This is a genomic window from Amycolatopsis decaplanina DSM 44594, assembly GCF_000342005.1.
GTDB classification, from domain to species: Bacteria; Actinomycetota; Actinomycetes; order Mycobacteriales; family Pseudonocardiaceae; genus Amycolatopsis; species Amycolatopsis decaplanina.
Genome location: NZ_AOHO01000037.1, coordinates 4,330 through 30,259 on the forward strand (window position 1 = coordinate 4,330; position 25,930 = coordinate 30,259).

At 69.3% G+C, this 25,930-nt stretch carries 1 protein-coding gene (cut by a window edge); it reads right to left on the reverse strand.

What is annotated here, in order from left to right:
- Positions 1-25,930, reverse strand: the 3' portion of a protein-coding gene (locus H074_RS07490; RefSeq protein ID WP_007029423.1) for a WXG100-like domain-containing protein. 3,641 nt of this gene lie beyond the right edge of the window; the window shows 25,930 of its 29,571 coding nt (coding positions 3,642-29,571); its start codon lies beyond the right edge, outside the window; its stop codon occupies positions 1-3.

Below are 25,930 nucleotides of genomic sequence, written 5' to 3' on the forward strand. Positions count from 1 at the left end.
TCAGTCCCGGGCCAGCCAGTCCGTGAGGATCCCGTCCAGCCGCCGCGGGTCGTTGCCCCACGCGAGGAGATCGGCTTCGGCCTGCGCCGCCCCGGCCGACGCCTCGGCCAAGGCCGCCTCCGCCAGCTCGAGATCCGCTCCGTCCCGTGAGGTTCCCACTCCCGCGAGGACACGGCGTGCCAACCGCCGTTGGGCGTCGGACGCTTGGTTCAGGGCGTCGCGCGCCCAAAGCAGGTTCGCCACCGCCTCTCGCCTCGTGCGCGGGAACCCGGGCCTGCCCGGCTCACCGCCGTCGAAGGATCCGGACGCGTCGGCGTCGAGCATCCGCAGCAACCCTGCGACCTCGTCCTGCCCCACGAAACCCGTTTCGACCAGCCGGTCCAGGTACTCCTCGAGCCGGTCGTCGCGACGGACCCGAGGATCCGGCCCGGCCACAGTGGGCACCAAGGCCTCGAAGACGCTGTTCGACGTCACCGTGTCGGCCGGGACGGGTTCCGGTTCCATCCCCAGATACCGGGCGACGCTCTGCGACGAGCTCCTGATCTCGTTCCACACCTGATGCCGGGCGGCCACCAGCTCGCTGAGGCTCTCCCTCTGCTGCTCCGCACTGCGGAACGGGGCGACCTTGATCCGGAACACCCGCCAGTCACGCTGCCCGTACTCCTCCCGGCGGCCGGGGTCCAGCAACCTCCCGCCGAACAACTCCTCTTCGTGCGTGACCGGAAGGCCGCCACCGCGATATTCGTCGAGCAGCGAAACCAGCCGATCCGCCAACTCCGTCCGCGCATAGGACCGGCCGGCGCCGAAACTGTGCGCGAGACCGTACCTGCCGAAATAGCTCTGATGGATGACCGCGCGGTCACCCCGCAACTCCAGGTAGAACGCGTGCGTCGACCCCGTGCTCACCCACACGCCGACGTCCTGGCCGCCGTTGATCACCTCCGTCAACCCGGACACCGTCACCTCGGCCGGCTCGCCCACCGGATCATGCGCCACCTCGAACAGCAGGGTGGCCGTCTGACCGCACACTCCCGTGAGGCCACCGTCCGCGAACGCGCGGTAGGTCTCCGACACCTGGGCGTCCGGATCCGCTTCGTAAGCCGACCACAACACCCCGAACGGCTCCATCGTCCGCATCTCGAGCTCGAACAGGTTCACCCCGAGACCGTTCGCCACGTCCTCGAAGACACGGGCGGTCACCGACCCGGTCACCGTCGGCAGGTCGACGACCGAGCGGCTGGCCGGGGTGGACGCCAGGGACCCACGCGAGGAACCGCCGTACGCCGAGACCGTCGCGGTGGAGAGCCGTTCCAGCTCGTCGGCCACTGCCTGGTCGAAGACGGCGACGAGGTCCTCGTACTTCTTCTCGTACGCGCTGGTGTAGGCGAAGCGGTGCTCGTCGCCCACCAGCACGTGCTCACCGTCCGAAACGGCCACCCCGGTCAGCTTGTCGTAGCCCGCCTGTTCCAGGCCGGTGGTGTCGTTGACGAACTTCGCCTGCGCGCTGTAGGAGGAGAAATCCGCCTGGTAGTACTGGTGGAACTCACGGAACAGGTTCCGCACGTCGACCGCGGTCGGTGCCCCGCCGTTGGGCCGTCCCACACGGACGGCGAGGCCGCGCACGAAGTCGTACACGCCCGCCGCGGTCATCTTTCCCAGACCGCGGAAGTAGTAGCCGAACGGATCCGAGTCGACGAACGCCCGTACCAGCTCGAAGTCACGCCTGCTCGCCCACAGCCCCTCATGCCTGTTCATGTACTGGACCGCGCCGCGATGCTCGGGTTCCAGATCATGGCTGACCTGGGCGTCGCCGTACTGGTGCTTGGAATTCACCTTGTCCATGTCGTGGAACAGGATCGCCTTGACGACCGCCTCCCGGCGGACGAAGCGGTCGGCGTCCTCCTGTCCGGTGGTGAGCGCCAGGTACCGGTTGAGCACCATCTGGGCGTGCTCGCCGAAGGTGTTCGGTTTCGTCTCCTCCGGCGCACGGTCAGGCCGTCCGACCGGATCCTTCCCGCCGGGCCGGACCGGTTGGATCTTGACCGTCTCGGCGAATTTCCGCGCGAGCTTGTCGTGTTCGTCGGTGACGTCCCGGTCCAGTTCCGTCAGCAGCTGATCGAGGATCACCCTGCCGGAACGCACGTGCGGGCTGTCGAGTTGCGCGTGGATCGTCTTCGCCAGAGCGTCACCGATCCGGCGGTGCTCGCCGAATACGATCGGGTCCTGTTTCCGCGTGTAGCCGAGGATGTACTTGTCACGCCAGCCGGCGTATTCGTTCGCGTAGGGAGAGCCTTCGATGACGCCGTCGGCAAGCCGGCTCTTCCGGGTGTCGAAGTCGAGTTTGATCCGTCGTTCGTCGGTGGCGATGACCGAGCCGATCTCCGCCTGCGTCGCGTATTCCGGAAGCAACTCCATGAACTCGTTCGCCCGGGCACGGCTCACCGGAGTGATCGGCATGTCGTCCACCAGTTCCCGGTTCCGCATCACCGCGGCGGTCTTCTCGGCCAGTTCCTTGCGGTCTTCCGGCGCTCCGAATCTGGCCGCGTTCTTGTGTGCCAGCTCGTCGGACAGTGCCTTGGCCACGTTCTTCAGTCCGGTACGGAACCGCTCGCGGACCTCCTTCTCGCCAACGCCCACCAAATCGCTCTTGGTGATGGACTCCAAGGCCTTGGCGAGGATCCGGGCCTTGAACTGGGCCGCGTAAGAATCCGGACCGATCTTCACCTCCTTGGTGCGCAAGAGACTCTTGAACTCGCCGTCGGCGAGCAGGTCTTCGACGAGGCTCTGGGTGAAAACCTCGGCCCGGGTGCCGGTGAGGAAGGGTTTTCCGCGCTTCTTCTTCGCGTCCCCCTTGTCCTCGGCCTTCTCCTGGCCCTTCTTGTCGTCCTGTGCGCCCTTCTTCGCTTCCGCCTTCTTCCTCTTCTCGTCTTCCTTCTTCTTTTTTTCCTCTTCCTTGTTCTTCGTGTCCTTTTCCAGTTCCTCGACCCAGTCCGTGCCCAGGTCTTCGAACCGGGTCCGCACGGCCTTCAGGACGAGGTCACCGAGTTCCCGTCCGAAATCACCGTCGACGACCTCGTCGCCGAATCCGGCTCCCAGCGAATCCAGTACGGCGTCGGCGACGGTGATCCCCGCTCTGATCGGGATGTGCGGGTCCGCCTCCATGGTCGTCTTGATGTCCTCGAGGGTACCGACCCGGGGCAGGTCCTTCTGGTCGATCGTCATCTTCGTGGCCTCGACGAGAACCGAATGCGGGTTGTTCAAGGACTTGTTGAGCTGGCTCGTCACGGTGGTCCTGAGATCGTTCTCGCTCACCTTGACGCCGTCTCCGGCGTGTTCGCGGACTTCGCTCTTCAGCGCCGTCCAGAGCTTCTCGGTGAGCTGCTCGACAAGCTCCTTCCCCGGACCGTGCGTGTTGAGGAAGGTGTTCATCTCCTCCCGACGGCGGGCGGCGCTGTCCGGTGCGGCTTTGACGGTCGCTTTGGGGAACTCCGGGATGACGTCGGCCGGTGGGCTGAAGAAGGCCTCGGGCGAGTTCTTCCAAGTGTGATAGTGATTGCTCAGAGTCCTCGCGAGGCTTTGCAAGGCCCTCGCGTCATTGCGGAAGTACTTCTGGCCTCCGGTGGCCCAGGTGAACCACGGGTCGTTTTCCCGGCCCAGCGCGGCGGAGTCGAAGTCCGGCCGCAGACCCAGCCTGACGTAGAGGTCGGCGAGGTCCTCCTGACGGCCCGCGACCTCCGGCATGACGGTCACCCGCCCGCCGACCGTGTAGGTGACGAGCGAGCCGGGGAGCACCTTCTTCCGCAGCTGCTCGAAATGCGGACCACGCAGGCCGAACTGGTTGGTGTCGCCGTTCTGGTCGACGTTCATCGACAGCTCGTTGCCCGCCGCCGCGGCCTCGACCACCGACTGTTCCGTGACGTCCAGGAACACATCCAGCGGCACGAGGAAAGACCGCAGCATCGGCTGCATGAAGTCCTGGCGACTTCCGTCGGTCTCGTACTTGGCGGTCCATTGCACGGCCCGCAGCGGCCGCCCACCGCCGACCCAGAAGACCTTCGATCCGGTACTGCCCTCGCCGCTGAACGGCTGGACCGTACCGTCCGTTTCCTGGTGCACGTCCTTGAACTCAGATTCGGGCTTGGCCGGGGTGAGGATCGCGGTGTAGAGACGGACGTAGTTCTTTCCCTTGATCGTCTCGATCTCGAACTCGCCGCGGTGCACCACCTTGCGACCGTGATCGGTCAGCAGGACCGTCGAACCGGGATAGCGCACGTTCGGTCGTCCGATGTGGACGTTCTCCCTGGTGCCGAGGTACCGCTCCGCACCGTCGACCTCCGCCCGCAGGATGTGCACCGGCCGGGCCGTCTCCCGGCCGTGGCTGGTCCACGTGCCGTCCGGGTTGATCACGTGCACCCGGACACCGGCGGCCCTCGCGATCGCATCGAGATCGGTGGTGCCCGGGTCGGCCGCGGTGAGCTCGTCGAGTCCCGCGATGATCCGGGCGCGCTCGCGCGGTACCCACTCGGGCAGGCTCGCCACGAGAGCCTCGCGGAACGAATCGTGCGGCGTGTCCCCCTCGACCAGGACCGGTTCCAGGCCGTGCCGGGCCAGCACGTCACGCTGGTCGGAGAACAGGACGCCGCGGCTGAGCACCTTGCCCGGGTACGGATAGCTGATCTCGACGGAGTTGACGCTGATCGACGATTTCGACGACGACTCGGAGAGATTCCGATTGACCGGTGACGGCCTCAACAGCGCGTTGTCGTCCCGTACGGCGGATTCGGGCGGAGCGGGGAGATCGTCGTCGTTCTCCTCGTTCCCCTCCGTGGTGGGCAGCGGTGTGAGGATGGCGGTGTCCATCGTGGTGGTGACCTTGCGGCGTTCGCGCGCCGTGGTGTCGTCGACCGAGACCTCGAGCAGGCCCCGGCGACCGGGACCGGGAACCTTCTCGATCACGATGTCGAAGTCGGCGACGGACAACCGCGGATCGTCCAGTGCCGAGAGCCGCTCGGCGATCAGCTCGCGCAGCGCCGTCGCGACCGCCTCACCGCGCCGCTGTCCCATGACCACCGCGCGGCCGAACGGATTGTTCCCGTCCCGGATCCCCACCCGCAGCACGGGCGGGGCGAATCCGTCCGCGGCCCGCCACCGCGCGAGTGCCACGACGCGGTTGACGAAGGACTCGAGCCGGCCCCGGGCGGCGACCACACTGCCGAGCCGGTCGACCGCGCTCTCGCGATCGTCGTCCTCGTCCAGGCTGTTCAGCAACTTCGCGTAATACTCGGGATCCACCAGCCGCGTCACGTCGACCCGCTCGCCGTCGATCTCGAGTGACCGCAGCAGATCGGCCCCGGTCGTCACCGTCCCGAGCACCGCCGTCCCCTGGTCGAACTCGGCGTCGAACCGGCCGATCACCTCGTGCCCGGTCATCACCATCGTCAGCGCGTCGGCGAAGACCGCATCGTCACCGGTCGTGTAGATCTCGTGGAAACTCTCGCCATCGCCGTCTCCGACCAGGCGCAGCCGCGGCACTTTCCGGGTGACGGGGTCGACCTCGATGATCAGCTTTCCGCGGCCGTCCGCGCTTTCCGCGACCACCGGCCCGAAATACTGGTTGAGCTTGAGCTCGTTCTTCTTCCCGACCGGCGCCAGCACATACGTCTCACCGACCCGGGCGACAGCGTGCTTGCCCACGCCCAGCCGCTTCGCCGCCTGGTCCATCACAGCCGCGACAGCGGGATTCTTCAACCCTACGCCGAATTCGGGAAGCGGCTCTTCATTCGTCAGCTCGGCCTGGGAGATACCGGCGACGACGTCCGTCGGCGAAAGCTCCTCGACACCTCCGTCCGCTGACGCGACCAGGACCTTCGCCAGGGCGCGGCTACCGTCGACCCGTTCCGAGACGTAACCCTGCATCGTCGCGAAACCGCCGCCGGCACCCCGCAACACCGTCTGTCGCGGCTGCCCGCCGATAACGGTCTTCGCGACGTCCGCGGGCCCCACCACACCCGAGGACAGCGGTTTGCCGTCGGTCCGGACGACCTGGACCCGCCGCAGCCCGTCGGCACCCACCGGACCCGCCACCAAGCGAATCCCGCTGCCCACCAGCTCCAGCCGGGCGTTCGCCGACTTCACCACCGCCGGAGCCGCCCGGAACACCAACTCCCCGTCGAGCGCACCGGAATCGGCCTCCAGCACCAGCGATCCGTCCGAGGACGAGTCCACGTCCGCCGTGACGGTCACCATCGGACCCGAGTCCACCGGGCGCGGCGTGGGCTTGTCGGTACGCGGGTCGCGGGAGTCGAGGTCGAGCGTGAGAATCGCACGACGGCGGGCTTCCTCCGGCGTCAGGCCGTCGACGAGTTCGCCGATCTCCCTTCCGCCCGACTTGCTCACGATCTCGACGTCGGCCAGGCCGATGACCGGGTTGCCGCCCTGCAGCTTGTCCAGCTGCTCTTCGATCGCTTCCCGCAGGGCCTGTGCGGTGGCGTCGGCGCGCGCCTGCCCGGTCTTGACCGCCTGGTTGACGCCGAGCGCCGAACCGTTGCCGTGGCCGGTGACAGTGACGACGGGCATCGGCAGACCGTGCCCGGACCGCCAGATCGCCGCCTTGGCGATCCGCCTGGCCAGGGAATCCAGCTTGAGCTTCTCCCCTTCCGGGACCTCCTTGGAACCGGCGGGGAAGGTGATGTCCTGCGGTCCGACCGGCCCCTGGCCGCCGGTGACGACGAAAGCCATCGGATTGGCCCCCGAGGGCGCCACCTCCGGGGCGTAGAAGTGGGCCTCGTGTTCGTAGAACGTCTCCCCTGGACGCCTGGAGTAAAGCTTGAAATTCCATTGATCGGTGCTTCGCGGGATGTCGCCCGTGTGCAGGCCGAGCTTCAGCATCGCGTTGGCGGCCGCCGAACGAGCGCCCCCGGAATTCGACGGGTCACTGTCGCGAACCCGCCGGAGTTCGTTCAAGGCCTTGGCGAGGTCGATCCGGAGTTCGAGGGTCTTCGCGCCGGGGTCCCGCGGGTTCCGGAAGCCGGCGAGTTCCGCCGTGAGGGTCGACACGACCTGGTCGAACCTATCGCCGTAGACGGCGAGGTTCCGCTCGATCGCATCGTCGATCTCGCGCCTGATCATGCCTCGCCGGTTGAAGTTCTCGAGGACGATCTGCGTGGCGCCGTCGGCGCTTTCCGCGACGACGGTGGCGAAGTGATAACCCCAAGAACCGCCCAGTTCGCCTTCACGTGAGAAGTCGGTGTGGAAGTCGGGATTTCCGTCGGCGTCCTTCGACGCGATCGCGACACTCGCGTAGCCTTCGCCGGGTTTCGCCCAGGCGTGCTCGTTGATCCCGATCTTCTCGGCGAGCATGGCCAGCTTCGCGCGATTCGGTGAATCGTGCTTGAGCAGCGGGCCGTACGCGTCACCCGGCAGGAGCGGGGGTGCCCCGCCGACCGTCCTGGTGTCTTTGGCGATCTGCCGCGCCGCCCACACCGGGCCGAGTTCGGCGAGGTCACCGTCGTCGGCGATCGCGGTGACGATGCTGTCGGCCAGGGCGTGGGAACCCGTGACCTCCATGCCGTGGTCCACGTTGACGGCGCTCACCGCGGAGGTGCCGGAAGGACCGGTGAAGACGACGGTTTCCGGCATGCCGCCCAGCACCGTGTTGGCGAAGTCGCGGCAGATGTCGCTCGGGGCCTCGGCGAACTCCGCGGTGACCTTGGACAGCGTGACGGGCTTCCCGTCCCGGTCCACCGTCACCGTCGTGGAATCGACCACCAGCTTGGCCTTGCTACCGGCCTTGCGCAGCGCCTCCCGGGCATTCGCGATGACCTCCTCGGTCGCGTAGAACTCCTTCGACTCGGTCATCGGCGTGAGTCCGTGGACCGGGTTCGTGCCGTTGATCGCGATCGTGGCGTCACCCGACAACTGCAGAGGCGGATGCTCGAACGCCTGCTTCTTCGCCGAGGCGATGAACGGGAACCCTTCGACGTCGCCGGCTTCATCCCCGAGGACGTCGAGCGGTGGGTACGCCTCGAAGGGTTTCGAGGCGGCATCCGCCGAAGTGGTCACCTCGTAGTCCGTGGTGATGATCGGGTGGGGCCGTGGAATGCCCGGCGACGAGTTCGCGTCCTCGTCGGCGAGCCGCACCGCGCCGTCCAGGTCCCCCACGGACTTCCCGGCCGAGTACCCGGAGGGCAAGGGCCTCGTACGCCAGTCTTCCCCCTCCTCCACCAGGATGTGCGCGCCGATCGGGAGCGCTCGTCCCGTGGATCCGTTCAGGCGCACCCAGTTCCCGTCCGGCGCGACGACCGGCCGGCCGTCCGCGTCGACACCCACGTTTCCGGTCACCACGAGGTGGCCCGCTCCGGCCGGATCGGACACGTCGGGCACGAAGTACACCGGACCGTCGGGCGCGACGGCCTCCACGTCGATTCCCCGCGCCCGCAGCTCGGTGAGCACTCGGGCCGCGAACGACTTGCCGTGCCCGCGACCGGCGCCGCACGACGCGAACATCAGCGGTTTCTCGCCGTCCCACAGGCCGTTCTCCTTGGCGGCCACCAACATCTTGGCCACCTCGGACGGGCTCAGCGGCGTGCTCTCGGTCCCCGGAGCACTGTGGACCGGAGCGCCGTTCGCATCGCCATGTGCGAGAAAGGTGAAGAACCTGTCGTCCGCCGGGTAGCCGTCGGCGACTCCGGCCAGCCGTGGGTCGTCCAGCCTGATCCCGCGGTTCCCTTCGAGCGCGACGGTGGCGACGACCGGGTTCGGCCGCACCGTGATCACGGCTCGTCGGCGGCGTTCCTCCGGTGTCGAGCGCGGATCGTCCGGGGCGTCGGTGAGATCACGTCCCTTCGACCGCGCCGCCACCCGGATCGTCGGAACGCCTTCCGCGACGGGATCGGAGTCGGAGGCGACCTTGACCACCTGATCGTCTCCTTGGAGGCGATTCAGTTCTTCTCCGATCTCCTGGACCAGCATGGTCCGGACCGCGTCAGCGCGTTCCTTCCCCTTCTTGATCGCACCGCCCGGCACGGCGAAGGTCCCGTTGCCGTACCCGGTGACGGTCACCGCCGGGATCGGCAAGTCGTTGGCATTACGCCAGATCGCCGCTCTCGCGACACGGGTCGCGACGGAGCGGAAGGTCTGCGCGTCGGACTCGCGCGGCAGGCTCGATCCGGTATCGAACGCGACCTCCGCGGACCATGGGGTCGCGGCCCCTTGACCACCCGAGACCACGAAGGTCATCAGGTTCGGCATCATGAACTGTTCCGGATCGTCATAAGCCGCCCAGTGCTCATGGAAAGAGTCACCGGGTTCCTTGCTGTAGGAAACGAAGTGCCAGTTGTCACGCTCCTTCGGCCAGGTGGCGAGGTTGTAGACACCGCCGGCCGCTTCGTTGTAGGCGCGTTGCCTCTCTTGCTCGTCGTCCGCGGCTGTTTCCGCCAAGGCCCGGAGCTTCCTGACCACGTAGAGCTTCAACTCGATCTCCGCGACGGCGGGAGAGGAATCCGTCTTCGCCCTCTGCAGGTCGGCGTCGAACCCCGCTTCGAGCGAATCCCACAAGCCGTCGTAGTCGAGCAGGGCCCGCTGGATCGCCTCGTCGACCATCGGAGTGCGAATTCTGGCCTGTGGTGAGTTTTCCAGGGTGATATTGAAGCGGCCGTCGAGGCTCGTCGCGACAACAGCCGCGAAGTGATATCCGAAGGGGGTACCGTCGTTTTCGATTCCCTTGGCGAAGTCACGACTCATCGAGACGATGCCGTCGTCGTCGTCGAAGGGGATGGAATTGGCGCAGTACGCTTCCCCGACCGAAGGCCAGGCGTGCTCGTTGACGCCACTGTCCTGTGCCAGCTGGTCCATCTTCGCCCTGCGCGCGGCGTTGGACAACTGGTAGCTCATCGCGCTGCCGTAGGCGCGCCCGGGACGCGGCGCCCCCGGCCCGCCACCGGTCGGCCTGACGTCCTTGGCCACCTGCGCGGCCGCCCATCGCGGATCGACCGGAGGCGCGAGGTCTTCGGCCTGTGCCGCCATCGCCTCGGCGAGGTTGCGCACCCCCGTCACTTCGACACCGTTGGTGGTACTGACGTTCCCGACCGCGACGTTCCCGTTCCCGTTCCTGAAGATCGCGATGTCCGGCAGCGCACCCAAGACCTCTTGCGCCATGTCACGACAGATATGGGACGGCTTGTCCCAGAATTTCACGCTCACCTTGTTCAGCCGGTGTTCGATTCCCTCCCGTTCGACCACCAGGACCACGTCATCGTGGACGACCAGGCTGATGTTGCTGTCGGCTTGCAGCAAAGCCGCCCGGGACTTGGCGACGACGTCGGGAACAGCGAAGAATTCCTTCGAGGCCTCGAACGAACCCACGGCGATCGACATGTCGTCGGACACCCGCAAAGGAATGTGATCCGACTCGATGTTCTCCTGGAAAGGAACGACGAACGGGGTCGAGCGGGCGGTCGCCGACAAAGCCAGGTCGGAGGGATACGTGAAGGCGGGCCCGGCGGCCGGGCCGGTCCGCTCGATCCGGAACTTCGTCGTCTCCTCGACCTGTTTCCGGGGCGCCCGAAGGTGTGCGGTCGAGATGTCCGAGCCGTCGATCCGGACCCGATACCGATCCGAGTCTCCGTCCGATCCACCCTGGACGGAAAGGACGATGCTTTGCAGCAGGCGATACCTCTCCTGGTCGTCCAGCTCCGTTCGAGTGAACGCCATGTCGCCGATCATCTGCCACAACGTCTTCTCGAGGACGTCGTTCCGGACGGCGTCGAGGCGCTCGTCGCCGGCACCGCCGCCCGACACCTCGATCGAAGGTATCGGCCCGAACATCTGCGGGAGCATGAAATAGGCGTACGCGACGTCTGTCATCTGCCGGGCGACGCGCCGCAGATCTGTCAGCTGCGGGCCGGTCAGGTCGGCCGAGCCTTCGGCGAAATCGATCGTGACCGGCGTCAGGAGATCGTCATACTCGTGAGGATCGTTCGTTTCCGAGTGCTCGCTGTCGCCATCGACCGGCACAAGCGCTTCGAACACGGAATCCGCTCGCGTGTCCTCGGCGTCGAGATCGTTCAAATCGTCCCAGAACCCGTCGTCCGACGAGACGTCCGCCTTCTCGCGATGCGCCATCGCCTGCGCGCGCAACGCGTCCCAGTCGGTCTCCGCGTAGTCCACAAGGGACTCGGACGCGTCGGCGGGCGCCGCGTGGGTGTCCCCGACGACGACCCGCGGCGCTTTCCCCGGAGTGAAACGGATCAGCGGTTCACTGCCGTGCCGGTCGAGCCCGGCGGTATAGCCGATCGGCAGGGTGTGCCCGGCGAAATCGAGCAAGGGCGCGTCCCGCTCCACGTCGTCGGTCAGCACCGAACCGGTGCCGTCCGGACGGCGGATGTGGTGCGAGCCGGTACCGATCACCGGGGCCCAGCCGTCCGCCGTCTCCACGTGCACGACGCCACCGATGACCCGGTGTCCGGCCGGGAGGGAGTCCAGCGGCGTGAGGTATTCGTCCATCCGTTGCCGATAGCGGTGCTCGATCCTGGCGCGCACCTGGGCTGGCAGGGCGGTCAGGTCCGGGAGCCGGGGTTCGAAGCGCGCGGCCAGTCCGATCGCCCGCTCCGGCATACCGAGGTGGACGTCCCACGTCGTGACCGTGCCCGCCGCGAGACCGGGGGACGCCGGCCGCCCACCCTGGAGCAGCGCACGGATCGTCTCCGGGTTCACCGGTCGCAGCTCGAACGCCACGCCCGTGGCGTCCGCGGCCTGCTGGAATACGGCCTGCGATTCCGTACTGAGCCCGAATTCCCGCTCGATCTCCTCCGCGACCGTCGCCGGGACGATCGCGGACAGGAGCACACCGGTCTCCGTGCCTGAGGTGAGTACCCGAATCCGGGCGTCATCGCTCACGCCGTGCCTGGTGAGATCCGACCGCAGCGCCGGGACGATCGCCGCCAGCCGGGCATCTCCACGACGTCCGCGCACCTCCACCGAAGGCGGCATCGGCAGCGCGGCGATCAGCGCGGCGAACTCGTCCAGGTTCGCCTCGACGGTCTCCGGCAGGCCGATGCCGTCCTCCTGACCCGGCCCGAACGGCATCGAATCGGGGATGGGCCGTTCGACCAGCAGCCCCTCGGCCGTCGGCACGACGTCGAAACCGCCGGGCGCCCGCCTGAACAGCGGCGGATCGTCGTCCCCGGCGACGAGGTACGGACCGTGCTCGGTCACCTCGATCTCGGTGTGCCCGCCCGAGGCGAACCGGAAGCGCAGCCATCGCCCGTCGCCGACGACGGCGGGCATGCCGTTCGCCTGGAAACCGATCCTGCTCGCCACGACCAGTTCGTTCCGGCCGGTCTCGTCGTCCCGTCCCGGGGTGGACCAGACCGCGGTGTTCCCCGCATACGCGCCGGCGACGATGCCCTCGGCCGCGAGGCCGTGCAGCACGGTGGACACATAACCTTCGATATCCGGAGACCCCAGCCCGCACGCGACGAAGCGCAGGGGCTTGCCGTCCGCCCAGGCACCCTCACGGGAAAGGCGGGCCAGGAGTTCGACCATCACCTCCGGCGTGATCGGCCGCCCCTCGAATTCCGGCATCCCGCTCGGGCCGGTGTGCGCGACCACCGTGTAGAACCGCCGGTCCTCCCGGAGGCTTTCGACGGCCTGCCGCTGGTTTTCCCGCGCGGCCGGATCGGTGGCGGGATCGTCGAGCCAGATCCCGGAGTCGTCGCCGAACCGGGTCGCGCCGTCCAGCACGGCGTCGGCCGTCGCCGCGACCTGATCGGCGGGAACCTCGTCCGCCGCGGGCTCGACGTCGCCGGGCGCCGCCTCGGACCGGACCCGCACGGGACCGGGTGTGCTGGGCACCACGACGACGTGGTCTTCGAACGTGGGCCGCTCAGCCGTGATGCCCTCGCGTTCCGCCCAGGCCGCGAAGGCGGCCGGCGACAAGTAGTCGAATTGCGCCTTGATCGGGTCGCTCAGGACGAAGACGGGCTCACCGCCGACCTCAGCCGCTTTGAGGAACATGGCGTGATCCACAGTGGACATCCGGACCCCGGAGCCGGTCCGGACCCGCTCCCAGAACCTCGCGACCTGCTCGGCGGAGCGCAGCCGCGAGGACACCGGCACTTCACGATCGGACCACAGTTCACCCCGGGTCTCTTCTCGCGGTTGAAGCGCGAGTCGCCGGGACATGGCCATCCGGAACGGGAAGTCCTCGATCCCCGTCTCCCGGCGGCTTCGCCGGTCGAGCGCGAGCGGGAGCACGAAGGGATAGTTCGGTTCCCACGCGCCGGGAACGACCTTCTTCGTGAGCACCGGGACAGCGGAGCCTTCGCCGGGGTCGAGCCAGATCAGCCCGGCGAGTTTCTGCATGACGCGTCCCCACTCGGTGGTGAGCCGGGCCCAGTCCGCACGCGCCGCGGAGTCCGATCGGTTCGCCGCCACGAGTGCGCGCGCCCGTGTGTCCAAAGCGGTGAACAGGGCGTCGGCTTCGGCGATGCGCTTGCGGGCCAGCTCACCGATCGTCCTGCCCCAAGGGCGATCCCGTTTGTCCAGCTGATGCTTCGGCGCCTTGTCCAGCTCTTCTTCGACGGCGTCGACGACACCGCGTCCGACCGACAGCAGTCCCGCGATCGTCGGGACGACACCGCGCACCTCGGTGATCGTGGCCGCCGCCGCGCACGTGTTCATGAAGTGCTGTTCGTCGTGTCCCGTGACCGCGAACAGGCTTTCCGTCAGCGCGACAGGGTTGTCCAGCAGGGCTTGGAACAGTGAGTCGTTCCGCAGGGCGGTGCGCCCCTCGAGGGTGAGGTTCGTCAGCCCCAACCGCGCCAGGCGCTGCGGCAGTCCCTCGTCGGGCCGGTAGCCGATCCCCCGCACGGTCGACCGGTCGGCGGTGAACGGATCGCGGCCCGCCTCGACGTTCACGGCGAGATCGCCGAGCACCTGCTGGAGCCGGTCGATCGTCAGCGGCTGCAGCACCCGGCGATCGCGCACGGTCGCCAGCCGGAACCGGGAGTTGTCCGGGACGTCCCGCTCCCGCGACGGCACCAGCGACGCCACCAGCAGCGCGTCGTTCACCAGCGACCGCACCTTGGCCCGTGTCTCCGGGTCGGCGAGGTGGTCCAGATTCCGGTCGATCCGATCCAGTGCGGCCGAGATCTCGGCCGAGCCGAAGACCGCGTCGAGGTGGTTCTCCAAACGGCCGCCCTCGGCCAGCCGTGACAGCTGGTCCAAGCGGGCACCGAGATCGCCGGTCACCAGATTCGGCAACCCGTCGAAGACCGTGTCGTGGCGATCGGCGAACTCGTCGGCCCCGGGAAGCCGGGTGACGTCGGCAGGAAGGCCGGCACCGCCGAGCAGCCGGGGTCGCTCCCGGACCGAAGCCTCCCGCCACTCCTGGAACGCCCTGTCCAGCCTGCCCGGATCGTTGCCCCAGGCGCGAAGGTCGTCGGCCGCCTTGGCGACCCGGTCCCGCGCCGCCTCGAGCGCGGTTTCGGACTCCGTGAGACGTCCGGCGTCCCGTGAACTTCCCGCGCCTCCCGGCGCGAGACGGGACCGCAGCTCCGCGTGCGCCGCTTCCACCCGGCTCAGCTCTTGGCGCGCGCCGACGAGGTTCGCCCAGGCCTCACTCCGCGTCGCCGGGAATCCACGCGTGCTCAGCAGTTCCGGATCCGGCCCGGAGTGGCCGTTCGCATCCTTCTCGAGGATGTCGCTCCGGCTCGTGGCGTCCTGTCGCCAGGCTTCGGCGAGGAGAGCCCCCGTCGACGGAGGCGGCGTGATCCCGACGGGTTCGGTGATCTCGTCACCAGACTGCTCGAACGAGTCGCCGGAAACCTCCAGCAGATCCCACACCGCGTCCGGCAGCGTCACCGACCGGACGACGCCGCCGTCCCGCCGCTGGTAGGTGATCGTCCGGACCTTACGCGCGAGGTCCGGGTCGTCGACGACGGTCTTCAGCGCCGCGTGCCACACCTGATCCGGGTCGGGGTGCCGGTCGACGAGGGCTTCGACGGCGGTCAGATGCAGGTCGCCGTTCCGCTCGCGCAGCCCGCGTGCGAGGACGTCGACGACCTTCTCGGCCTGTTCTTCGACGGTCCTGACGCGCAAGCCCGGCCCGGTCCGGTCGACGACCGAAAGCGGGTCGACCTGGCGCAGCCGGATCACCGTCGGCTCGTACCACTCGGCCGCCCTGCTGACCTCCATGACTTCGAAGGTCGAACCCGGCGGCAGGATCCGGTCGTCGTCCACCGCCACGGCGAAGGCGTCGTCGATGACGAACGTGACGTTGCCCGGCTCGCCCCCGGCGACCAGCAGCGTCGGTTCGGTGACGAAGCCGCCCTTCCGGAACAGGTCCAGTTCCGCGGCCGACCGCCACGTGTTCACCGTGATCCGGCTTCGCGACCCGGCTTCGGACAGGGCATGCCTCCGGGCGCGCACGATCTTGTCCCGGTGCGCCCGGGTGTCGCGGCTCGCCAGATCCGGCGCCAGGTCCCGGGCGTCCTTGACCACGTTCTTCAAGGCGACCATGTCGAGGAAGAACTGCGCGGCCGGGCCGTCGCCGGGGAAACCGGTGAACGGCGGACCGATGCGGGCGGGCGTGGCGTCGATCTGCCGCAGCGTCACGTGGAGTTTGCCGTCTTCCTCCTTGACCTTGAGCACGTCGAACGTGCTCCCGGGCGGAAGCAGCACCTCCTGTTCGCTGGGACGAACGGACGCGGACGGGATATAGGCGGCGTCGTGGACCAGCGCGCTGACCACAACCTTCCGGAAGCGATAGAGAACGCGTTCGCCCCGCACCGCACGGAAGAAGCTCCGGTCGGTGAACCGCTCCCCCTCCTTGAAGAGCTCCTTGCCCGCCGAAACCGGCAAGTCCATGACCCGGGTCGCCAACCCGGTGTGACGTGCCGGGAAACGGGTGACCGCGGAGGCCAGCAACCGCGACAGCGGCGCCGCGTAGTCCGGGCCCGTCCCGTTCTTCAAATGGTCGTCGATGGCCGGGGAATGGGAGTGGCTGTAAGCGCGGATCGCGGCCAGCTCCGCCTCCCCCACCGACGCCAGATGCGGGCTGTCCTTCAGTACCTTGGCGACCTGCTGCAGGTACCCGGCCATTTCCTTCTGGGACCGGAATTCCCGTTCGTCCGCTTCGGAGGCGAGGTAACCCGGTTCGTGCTCGGTGCCGCGAGGCGGCCGCCGGCCCGGCCGGGGGTCGTCGCCGACGAGCGCGTGGGTGCGGTCCGAGAGCAGCTGGAGATTGCGCGGTTCGAGGACGACTTCGCCGGTGACGGCGGCCGCGGTCATCAGGCCCTGCCCGGTCGCGACCCGGCCGGCGCCGTCGGCATGCTGGAAGACGGGCGCGTCCGGGGAATCGACGAAGTACTCGTCGTACAGGCCGAGGAAATGCCCGAGCTCGTGCGCGAACTGGACCTCGGACCCGTCCGACGGCCAGTGCCGTTGGTCGGCCGGGGTGCCGGGAGCGGTCACGAAGACCGTGCCGTGCGCGTCTTCGCGGTCGGTGAACTCGACCTCGACCATCAACTGCTCACCGCCGGGAAGGCGGTAGCCCTGGTTGAAGTACCCGTTCACCCCCGCCCTGACCCTGGCCTCGAGATCGGCGATGTCCACTTCGGACTGTCCGGTGTCGTCCAGCCGCAGCCGGACGGTGTGCAGCCGGACCGGTACGGGTTCGTGGCCTTCACGCTCGACCGTGAACCGGCGCAGGTCGTAGCCGATCGTCGCCCGCCACGGCCGTCCCGACCGGCTCAGCCCACCGTCTTCGGACCGGACAGTCACCGGCGGCGTCTCCCGGTGCGAAGCTCCGATATCCGACCACGTCACCGGATCCGCGATCCGGTGCCCGACGGCCACCGCCGGATCCGCCGCCCGCCACCAATCCCGCGTCGCGCCCTCGCGCGTCCACGGCTTGCCCACCGGACGGGTGACCGATCGCGGCGACCCGCCGACGACGAGACGTACTTCCGGATCGGCGGGTACCGGAGCGGCGAGCAGCAACGCCACGGCCCGGCCGGCGAGTGCGGTCAGCTCTTCGGGCGAGGCGCCGGGCGCCCGCCTGGCGATCTCGCGGTGCACCCGGTCCAGCGTCGCCGACGGCGGGACCGAGTTCTCATCCGATTCGGCCGCCGCGAAGGCCCGTTCGAAACCGCCGGAGGCGGTGAACAGGGCGTCGGCCAGCGCCTCCGGGTTACGCATGAGGTCTTGGAAGAGCGGGTCTTCACGCAGGATTTCGACGACCACCGGCGGGGTGTCCATCAGCACGAGTTCGACCAGCCTGCGCGGCAGCGGGGCGTTCGGGTCATAGTCGAGACCCCGCCACGGCGAGCCTTCGGCGGCGAACGGGTCCTGTCCATTGTGGATGATCGTGGCGACATCGGACACAACGCTTCGCAGCCTTTGCGGCGTAAGCGGTTCCAGGACCGTGTCACGGGTCGGCGCCAAGGCCGACAGCAGCACGGCGTCGTTGGCCAGCGCCCGCACCCTCCGCGAGAGCCGCAGAAGCCGTGACTTCTCCTCGGTGGTCTCGGCGGCCCGAGCCTGGTTCTCCAGCTCCCCGAGCACGCTGTCCAGCCGGTGGAGCGGAAGGTCGAGTTCGGGACCCGGCCTGAGGTCGCCGGTGCCCGCCAGCCGGGAGAACTCGGCGAGAGCGGTGTCGAAGTCCTTGTCGGACAAGCGGAAATGCGAAAGTTCCTCGGTGGCGGCGCGATAACCCGCCACGATGTCCGCGGCAGGCACGGGTTGGGCGCGACGCGGCGGAGCAGCCGGGACGGGGCCGGTCGGGAAAGCCGCGTCGTCGGCGGGCCGGACCGTGATGTGCGACGCGCCCGCGCGGAGTGTGCGCTCGAGGTCGGTCGGGCCCTGGACCCAGCGGCCGGCGTGGGGTGCGGGCGCGCCGAGAACCGCCGAGAACACGTCCTGCACGAAGGTCGTGCAGTTGTGGCTCGTCAGCTTGTACTGCCTGCCGGAGAGGGCGAGCACTCGCTCCAGTCCCCGGATGACGTCGTTCGCGCTCACCAGGTGGTCCGCGGTGTACGTGGTGGGTTTCTCCCGTGCGGGGCCCACGTGGACCGTGCCCGGGACGGTCGCCCACTGCGGCGTAGGGGGATTCTCCGGAGCGAAGTCGATGAGTGTCCCGCCACCGAACGGGTCGTGGATCTCGATCCAGGCATGGCCCGGGTACTGCGCGCTCAGGTCGCGGTGCCGGGTCTTCACCTGGAAGCGGAACACCGGCCGGTCCGGGTTCAGCAGCCGCATCCGGTCGAGGGCGTCGGGGAGATCGGTCCGCATGAAGTACTGCGCGACGGTCCGCTGCTGGACCACCTGCGAGCGGGCGGCCTGATCGTTCAACCAGTTCTGGACCGATCGCTCCGGCGGGACGCCCCCATCCCGCCCGTCCTGGACGAACGCGACGAGCGCCGACTCGGCCTTCGTGTCGTCCTGATGGGTGAGCTTGATCGGCCGGAATTCGAGAACGACGCCGTGCTCGTCCGTCGCGTCCCGCAGGGCGGTACGCAACGCGGCTTCCAGATTGGTCCCTCGACGGTTCGCCAGGTCCTCGTCCTGGCCGCGCTTCACGACGATCTCGATCCGGCGACCGGCGACCGGTCGTGTGAGCAGTTCGTGGGCCAGGGACCGGACGAACCCCCGGAAGACGATCGGGTCGACGGTGTCCGAGCCGGGGCGGAACGAGACCTTGACATGCGGATCGAGCAGTTCGACGTCGTCCAGCTCCGCGATGCCGCCGACGGCCTCCCGCAACTGCTTGCCGAGATCGTCCGGGCCGGTCACCAGCCACCCGGCGGACGGAGCGGGCGTGCCGGTGGCGCGTTCGAACAGCCCGCCCGCGAAATGCACGGAGTTGAAGGACAAGGCCTGGTGCGGGGTCCGCAGGTTCCGCAACGCGTGGTCGAGGGCCCGTAACGTGCCTTCCGCAGAGATCCACACCTCGTAGCTCGCGGAGGCGGTGTGCCCGGTGTCGCCGAGCCGCACCGCAGGGCTTCCGTCGGCGGCCGGGTGGAATCCGATCGTTTCCCGGTCGCCGTTCGGTAGCACGAACTCGGCCCAGGCGTGGCCGCGGACGCCGACGAGCCGGGAAAGCCGCGGCGCGGGGGTGCCCGGATCGACCGACAACCGCAGCACGGTGTTCCGGTCCCGCGCCGTGGGCAGGGGCAGATGTTCATCGAGGTAGGCGACCAGCGGGGACGACTCCCAGAGGTGCGGGTCCTCACCGAGTCGCGTCGCCGTGCGGGACAGCCAGGACGCCACCGTCTCGTCCGGCAGGAGGCCGAGTTCCGAGCGGATGTCGCCGTCGTCCCGGACGAGCGCCATCGTCACCGAGCGCCGCCGGGCCGCGGGGTCGTTCGACACCAGCGGCGGAAGGCTGTTCCGGTGCGCGACGGCCGGTTTGACCACCAGGGGTGCCCCGGCCGCCTCGGGCAGCTTTGCCCGCAGCGCCGCCGCCACCGCGTTCGCCCTGGCCAGCGCGGTCTCGGTCCGGCCGATCCTCGCGTTGCCGTCGCCCGTGACCTGGATCCAGGGCGACGGCAGCGACTCGTCGCGCTTCGCCATCGCTTCGGCCGCCGCCGGTGCCCAGGCGGCGAACCGCTCCGCCGCGGCGAGGGCGTCGTCGTCCAGGGCGCGTGATCCCTTGGCGAAGGTGATCGCGGTGTCCACGACCGGAGGAGCCACGCCCGTGACCGTCTCGGTGACGTCGTCGGGGTGGTCGGCGATCTCGACGAATTCGCCTTCCTTGTCCACGTTGACGCCCGCCAGCAGCTGGACGAGGTTGATCGTCTCGGTGGGCGCGTACACCGTCCGGTGGTGGCCGAGCGCCTTGAGCTCGCGGCGGAAGTCGTAGCCGCCGCCACCCGGCTCGTTCCGCTGTCCGGATTCGCAGGCCAGCAACACGATCGGCGCTTCGGGCCGGGACTCGAGCGCCTGCCGGAACCCCGGGTCTTCGAGTGCTCGAGCGGCGAGCTCCGCGCCGGTGATCCGCTGGGCGAGGAGGCGGCCGGGCACCTTGACCCGGAACCTGTCCGGACCGGCGTGGAGGTAGAGGAAGATCGGCTGCTTGGCCGCTTCCTTGGCGGCCCAGGGCGCGGGCCGGCTCTCCGATCCAGCCGCCGTCAGGTTCGCTGAAGCCTCCTGGCCCTCCGGTTTCGGGCGCAGGCTGTTGTACTCGACGACAGGCCGCATGGCGGTCGCGCCCGACCACATACGGGCGACCGCGTCGTCGCCTTTCTTGGTGGGGAAGGCGATCCCGACGACTTTGCCACCGGCGCCGATCATCGGCTTGACGACGGCCGCGCTCGTGGAGCTCTCGGGCCGATCCGGGGCCGGCCTCGACGGCGTCCTCGTGTCCGGGTCGCGAGTCGCCAGGTACTCCCCGCTCGACGTCCGGACGATCCGGACCGGCCGCCGCCCGGCGGGGCCGTACCCGAGGTCGTCCCCGTTCTCGGTGACGACGTGCAGCCGGACCCCGAAGGCCTCGGCGATCTTCGCGGCGGTCGTGTTCCGCAGTGTCGCGCCCAGCTCCCGCAGTTCCACCTGACGTGACCGCGATCCGGGCGCGACGGCGGCGGCGATCGCGGCGATCAGGTTCTCGGTGACCGGCTTTCCGCCGACCGGCACCACCGTCTTGCCGAGCCGGAGGAGGGTGTCCTGTTGTGCGGCGGTGAGCCCGGGGTGCGCCGGAACGGCCGCTGTGGCGAGGAAATCGGCCGACGACGACAACGCGATCCGCACCGGCTCGCCGTCGCCGGGACCGAACGCGGCGGGCCGGACACCTGGCAGCGCGTCCCGGCCGGGGTCGGTGAGGCGATATCCGGGACCCAGCTGGCTGTGCAGGACGTGCTGGATCATCCAGGTGTGGCGGGGCATCAGCTTCGGTGTGGTCCCGGGGGTGACCACGCCCGCGCCCATGATGCTTTCGTCACCGGTGACGACACCGGTCGTGCCGTCGTCCTCGCGGCTGAGGAACACCCGGTCCTTGTCGTGCTCCTCGTCGGCCGCGCCGAGGTAGTGCAGCAGTTCGTGGGCCAGTTCCTCCGGTGTGGCATCGGATCGCCAGTTGGTCTGGGTGGTGCGTTCGTCGTCACCGGCGACGACGTCGTACGCGCGGTACCGGGGATCGCCGTTCCGGTCGGTCAGCCGGTCGTCGGTGAACTCGATCCGGACGTGCAGCTGGTCACCGTTCGGCAGGCCGTGGCGTTTGTTGATCAGCCTCTCGACGCCGGCCGTGGCACGCTCGCGCAGCTGCGCGAGCTGCTCGTCGGTGACGCCGCGACCGGGCACCAGGTTGATCGGCACGGTGAATTCGGTGACCCCGCGCTCACCGACCTTGAAGCGGCTGACGCCGTACCGGATCACACCGTCGTATCGTTTGTCCTTTTCGGACAGAAGCGTGGTCAGGACGTCGGCGGTCTCGGTGGCCACCGACCGCCTCGGCGTGGTCGCCCGCAGTGGCTCCCACTGGGCGGGGTCGAGCGGTTCCGCCACGGAGAACCAGGGCGCGTCGGTGGCCCGGCTGTGCCGCCACTTCTCGTCCTCCGGTGACCCCGGCGGTGCCGTGAGCCGCGCGAATTCGGCGTCCAGCGCGCCTTTCGCCAGCCACCAGGCGTCCTGTTTGGTGTCCACGAAATCGAGCCACGCGGCCTGCAACGCGGCTTGGGTGCGAACCAGCTGCTCCGCCGCGGCGATCTGCTGCTCCTTCGCTTCCACCGCCTCGGCCTCGGCGACGGCCAGTGTTTCCTGTTGCTCTGCGAGCACTTCGCGGAACAGGTCACGCCGCAGTTTCGCGTCGGCGGCGCCACGGGCGAGGTCGGCGAGATCGACGGTCCTTACCTTGAGGCCGGCCAGCACCTCGGCGGTGGCCGCGGCCACCCGATCATGGTGGAGCTGAGCGGCGTCGGCGAGGTTTTCGGCTTCCCGTAAGGCTTTCTCGGTCTCACGGGCGTACTTGTGGTGCCGTTCCTCCAGCGGTCCGGGACGGCGGACCCGTGCCGCGTCGACCGTGGCGCCCCAGTCGACGCCGACACCGAGTTTCTCGACCAGCTGTTCGGCCTGGCGGCGATGGACCTCCGCGCCGACCTCCGCGTCCCGCCACGCTTTCGCGGTCCTGGCGACCCTTCCCTGCCGTGCCTTCAGAACGCGTGGCGTCTTCTGGCCGGTGACATCCGCCAGGCCCTCGATCGGCATCCGCACGTCCGCCGAGGCCGGCAGCGAAACGTCCACGACCTCGGTCCGGCCGTCGACCTTGACCACGACCCGGTAGTCCACGTCGAACCGCACCAGCGCGGTCCGCCCGACCGGTTTGAGGTTCGCGACCGCGGAAACCGTCGTGCCGTCGACCGTGGCGTCGGCGGGCTCACTGGTCCACCGCGCGTCGGCTCCGGTGACCAGGCCGCCGATGTTGTTCTTCTCGTCGACCGGCGTGACCGCCGGTCCGTTGACGCCCATTTCGCCGACCTCGACGACCTTCCGTTCGGCCGACCGGGCCGTCGTCGAGTTCTTCGGATTCTCCAGGTTGACGCCGTCGCTCAACGCGATCGTCCGCGGTTTGCCGAGCCGCGCGTGCACCTCGACGTCCGCCCGCTTGCCCCGCAGGACGGCCGCCTCGCGCAACGCGGGTACGGGCAGGCTCTTCGTCGTCATGACGGGCAGGAACGCCTGCAGCACCTGAGGACTCAGGCTCGACAAGAGCGCGTTGACCGGGCCGGTGCCGTAGCCGGTGATCCCGCTGTCCGCCCCGGCCTTGGTGAGGGTGTCCCGCACGACGTCGCGCAGCCGCGCCGCGGCACGCACGGATTCGACCGACGCCATGTCCGGCAGCTTGGTGACGCTGCCCTGCCGCCACTTCGTCAGTGCGGCGGGGGGGGCATCCGCCGCGGACAGCGGACTCGGCCCGGCGTCCTCACCGGTGTTCGCCTCCCGGTCGGCGCCGACGGTCAGGTTGTCGGCCAGCAGCCGGACGCCGAGCGTCCGTTCACCGGTGCGGACCGCCGCGACGGTTTCCCCGTCACGTCGCACCTCGAGCGCGAACTCGATCGGCACGTCGAACAGCGCGGAGGGCCCGGTTCCGGTCCGCAGCCACGTTTCCTGTTCGGTACGGACCTCCGTGGTGCCGGTGACCTCGATGGCGCCGATCCCCTTGGTGACCGCACCGCCGACCGACGTCGCCGGGTCGCCGCCGTCGTCCTGATACTTCTCCTGTCCGCCCGCTCGCACCGCGGCCGACCACGCCTTGGCCGTACTGTCGGTGTGGATGGTCCGGACCGCCCGGACGGTACCGTGTTCGACGGTCCGGCCGTCGTTGACCACCTCGCGGAAAACCGGGTCGCCGAGCGTTTTCGCGGTCAGCAGGATCTGGTAGCCGCTGTCGGTGAACAGTTTCGGCAGGTGCGTGTGCAGCGGGATCCCGCCGTCCAGCGCGCTGTCCACCAGTCCGCGCACGCTCTCCGGTGAGACGAGGCCGGTCAGTCTCGCCCAGTTGTGCATCGCGTCGTTCAACGACACGTCCGGCAGCAACGGGATCTTGGCCTTGGCCAGCTCCGCGGACAGCTTCGGCACGAGGTCGGACAGCTCGGGCAGCCGCTCGACGGCGCCCAGCCCCAGCGTGCCCGGCTTCCCCTTCGGCAGTGTCGAAGGGGCCGCGAGCCGCTCGTCCCGTTCCCGCGGACCCGCGGGCTTGGCGGGCAGGAGACCGTGGTCCCTGGCCTGGTCTTCGGTGAGCCATACCAGCGCCGCGCCGGGGAGGTGGACGGAGCGGGCGGCGACCCTGGCCTCCGGGCGGATCAGCGCGGTCTGCTGCCGCGCCTCGGCGAGCACGGTGAAGTCGAGGTCGAACCGTGCCAGCACCCGCGGCGTCCCGGCGGCCGTGGTGAGGTTGCGGTCCACGACCGCGGAGATGTCCAGGCCGTCGGCCTTCGTGGTCGTCTTCGCCCACGGTTTGCCGGACAGGCCGCCGGTCGCCGAACCGGTGGGATCGTCCTTCACCGAACCGGTGATCGACACCCCCGCGGTGATCGCCGGGCCCGTGCTCTTGCTCGTACCGCCGTCGAACCGGAACCCGCCCGTGGTGGACCGTTCCGCGGCGACGTCGTCGGCCACCCGGACCAGGGTCGGTTCGCTCAGCTTCGCGTGGACGCCGATCCGGCCCACACGGTCCGCCAGGCGCCGGGTGTGGACGAGGTCGGCGCTCACCACGCCACGGGTGAACGACCGCAGCGCCGCCTTGAGGTTGTCGGTGCTCAGCATCGCCTGGACGCTGGTCCAGGCGTCGCTGCCGGGTAGCGCGAGCGCCCGGTCTTCGTCCGATGCCTCCACCAGCGCTTCCAACGCCGCCGAGCCGACGTGCCCGGTGTGGGCGATGCTCTCCACGCCGATCCAGTCCCCGACGGCGGGCGCCTCGAGGTCCTGGAAGTGGCCGGTGATCGAGCGCGGTGGATCGAGCTCGCGCACCTTCGGCTCGCCGGGCGCGACCTGGTCGGCTTCGGCGGGCAGGGTCAGGCTGTCCGACATCCACACCGTGAAGTTCGCCGGAAGCGGGACGGAACCGTCTTCCCGCTTCTCGGGAGTTGTCCAGATCCGCCGGACCTCCGGCACCTGGATGCCCGGCAGTCCGGGGAGCATCCGCCGGACCGTCGCGTTCAACCGGGAGAAACCGGTGATGGAGACGACGAACCGGCCTTCGTGCTCGAAACCCTCCGAGTCGGCGCTGCCGATGGTGAGGTCCGTCGAGTCGGTGACCGGTCCCGCCCCGGTCCGGGTGCCGTCGCTGCTGCCGTACTTCGCCGAAGCCGTCCCGGTCGCCCCGAAAGTCACCTTGCCCTCGAGGCCGGCCGTCCATCCCTTGGTCGTCGCGGAGGAGGCACCGAGCGCGGGCCCGGTGGTCGTGGCATTGCGGACCACTCGCCCGGTCGCGCGCCCGATGTGCTTGGGGCGCCGGGATTCCAGCCGCACCGTGATGGTGACGTTGTCCTGCCAGAGGGCACCCTGGCGTTTGAGCGTCACCGACACGCCGGGGCCCAGCAGCGCGTCCAACCGGTTACGCAGTGCCGACGGGGACAACGCCGCCTGGAGCCGATGCTCGTTGGCCAGCATCTCCAACGTCCGCGCGGTCCCCGCGCTTTTCTTCTTGTCGTCCCAGCCGAGCAGCAGATCCTTGTACTGACCCGTCTCCCGGAGTTTGCCGCGGATCTCCGTCAGCACGGCGTCGGCGCCGGTGAACTCGCCGACGCGCACGTTGCCCGCCGCCAGCCCCGCGGCCAGCTGCGCGGGCGGGAACTTCTCGGTCGAGGGCGGCGTGATCCCGTCGCCGGTGCCGTCCGGGACCGGCAGACCCTGTTCGGCGGCCTCGGCCATCCCCACCCGTGCGTACACCGTCGCCGTGGTCGTGGTCTCGCGGCCGTCCAGTGCCTGCACCACGATCGTGGATTCGAACCGGTAGAGGCCGATGTCGCCCTTGAGCTGGACACCCGTTTTCGCGGTCGAGGTCCGGCCGGACACGACGGTGTCCACCGTGCGCGCGGAATATCCGGCGCCGAGTCCGGCGGAGATCTTCGCCCCTTTGACGCCGCCACCGCCGCCGAACGCGACGGAGGCGTCGAACCCGCGTTTGGTGAAGGCGGAGACGGTGGAGCCGGTGGTCGTGGATTCGTGCAGCCGGAGTTGTGTCCCGGTGGTGGGGCCGACGAATTCGGCCTTGGTCAGCACGGCCTTCATCCGCACCGCCGCCACTTTGCCGCCGTCCGCGCTGAGCAGGGCGGGCGAGCTGACCCAGCCTTCCAGCATGGCCCCGAAGTTCTCCCGGATACCGGCGTTGCCGAGGAACGCGCGCAACGCGTCCCGGCCGGGGGCGCCGAACGCGGTGACCGACCGGTGCAGCAGCCCCGCCGTTCCGGTGAACACCTCGCCGAGGTCGGTGACC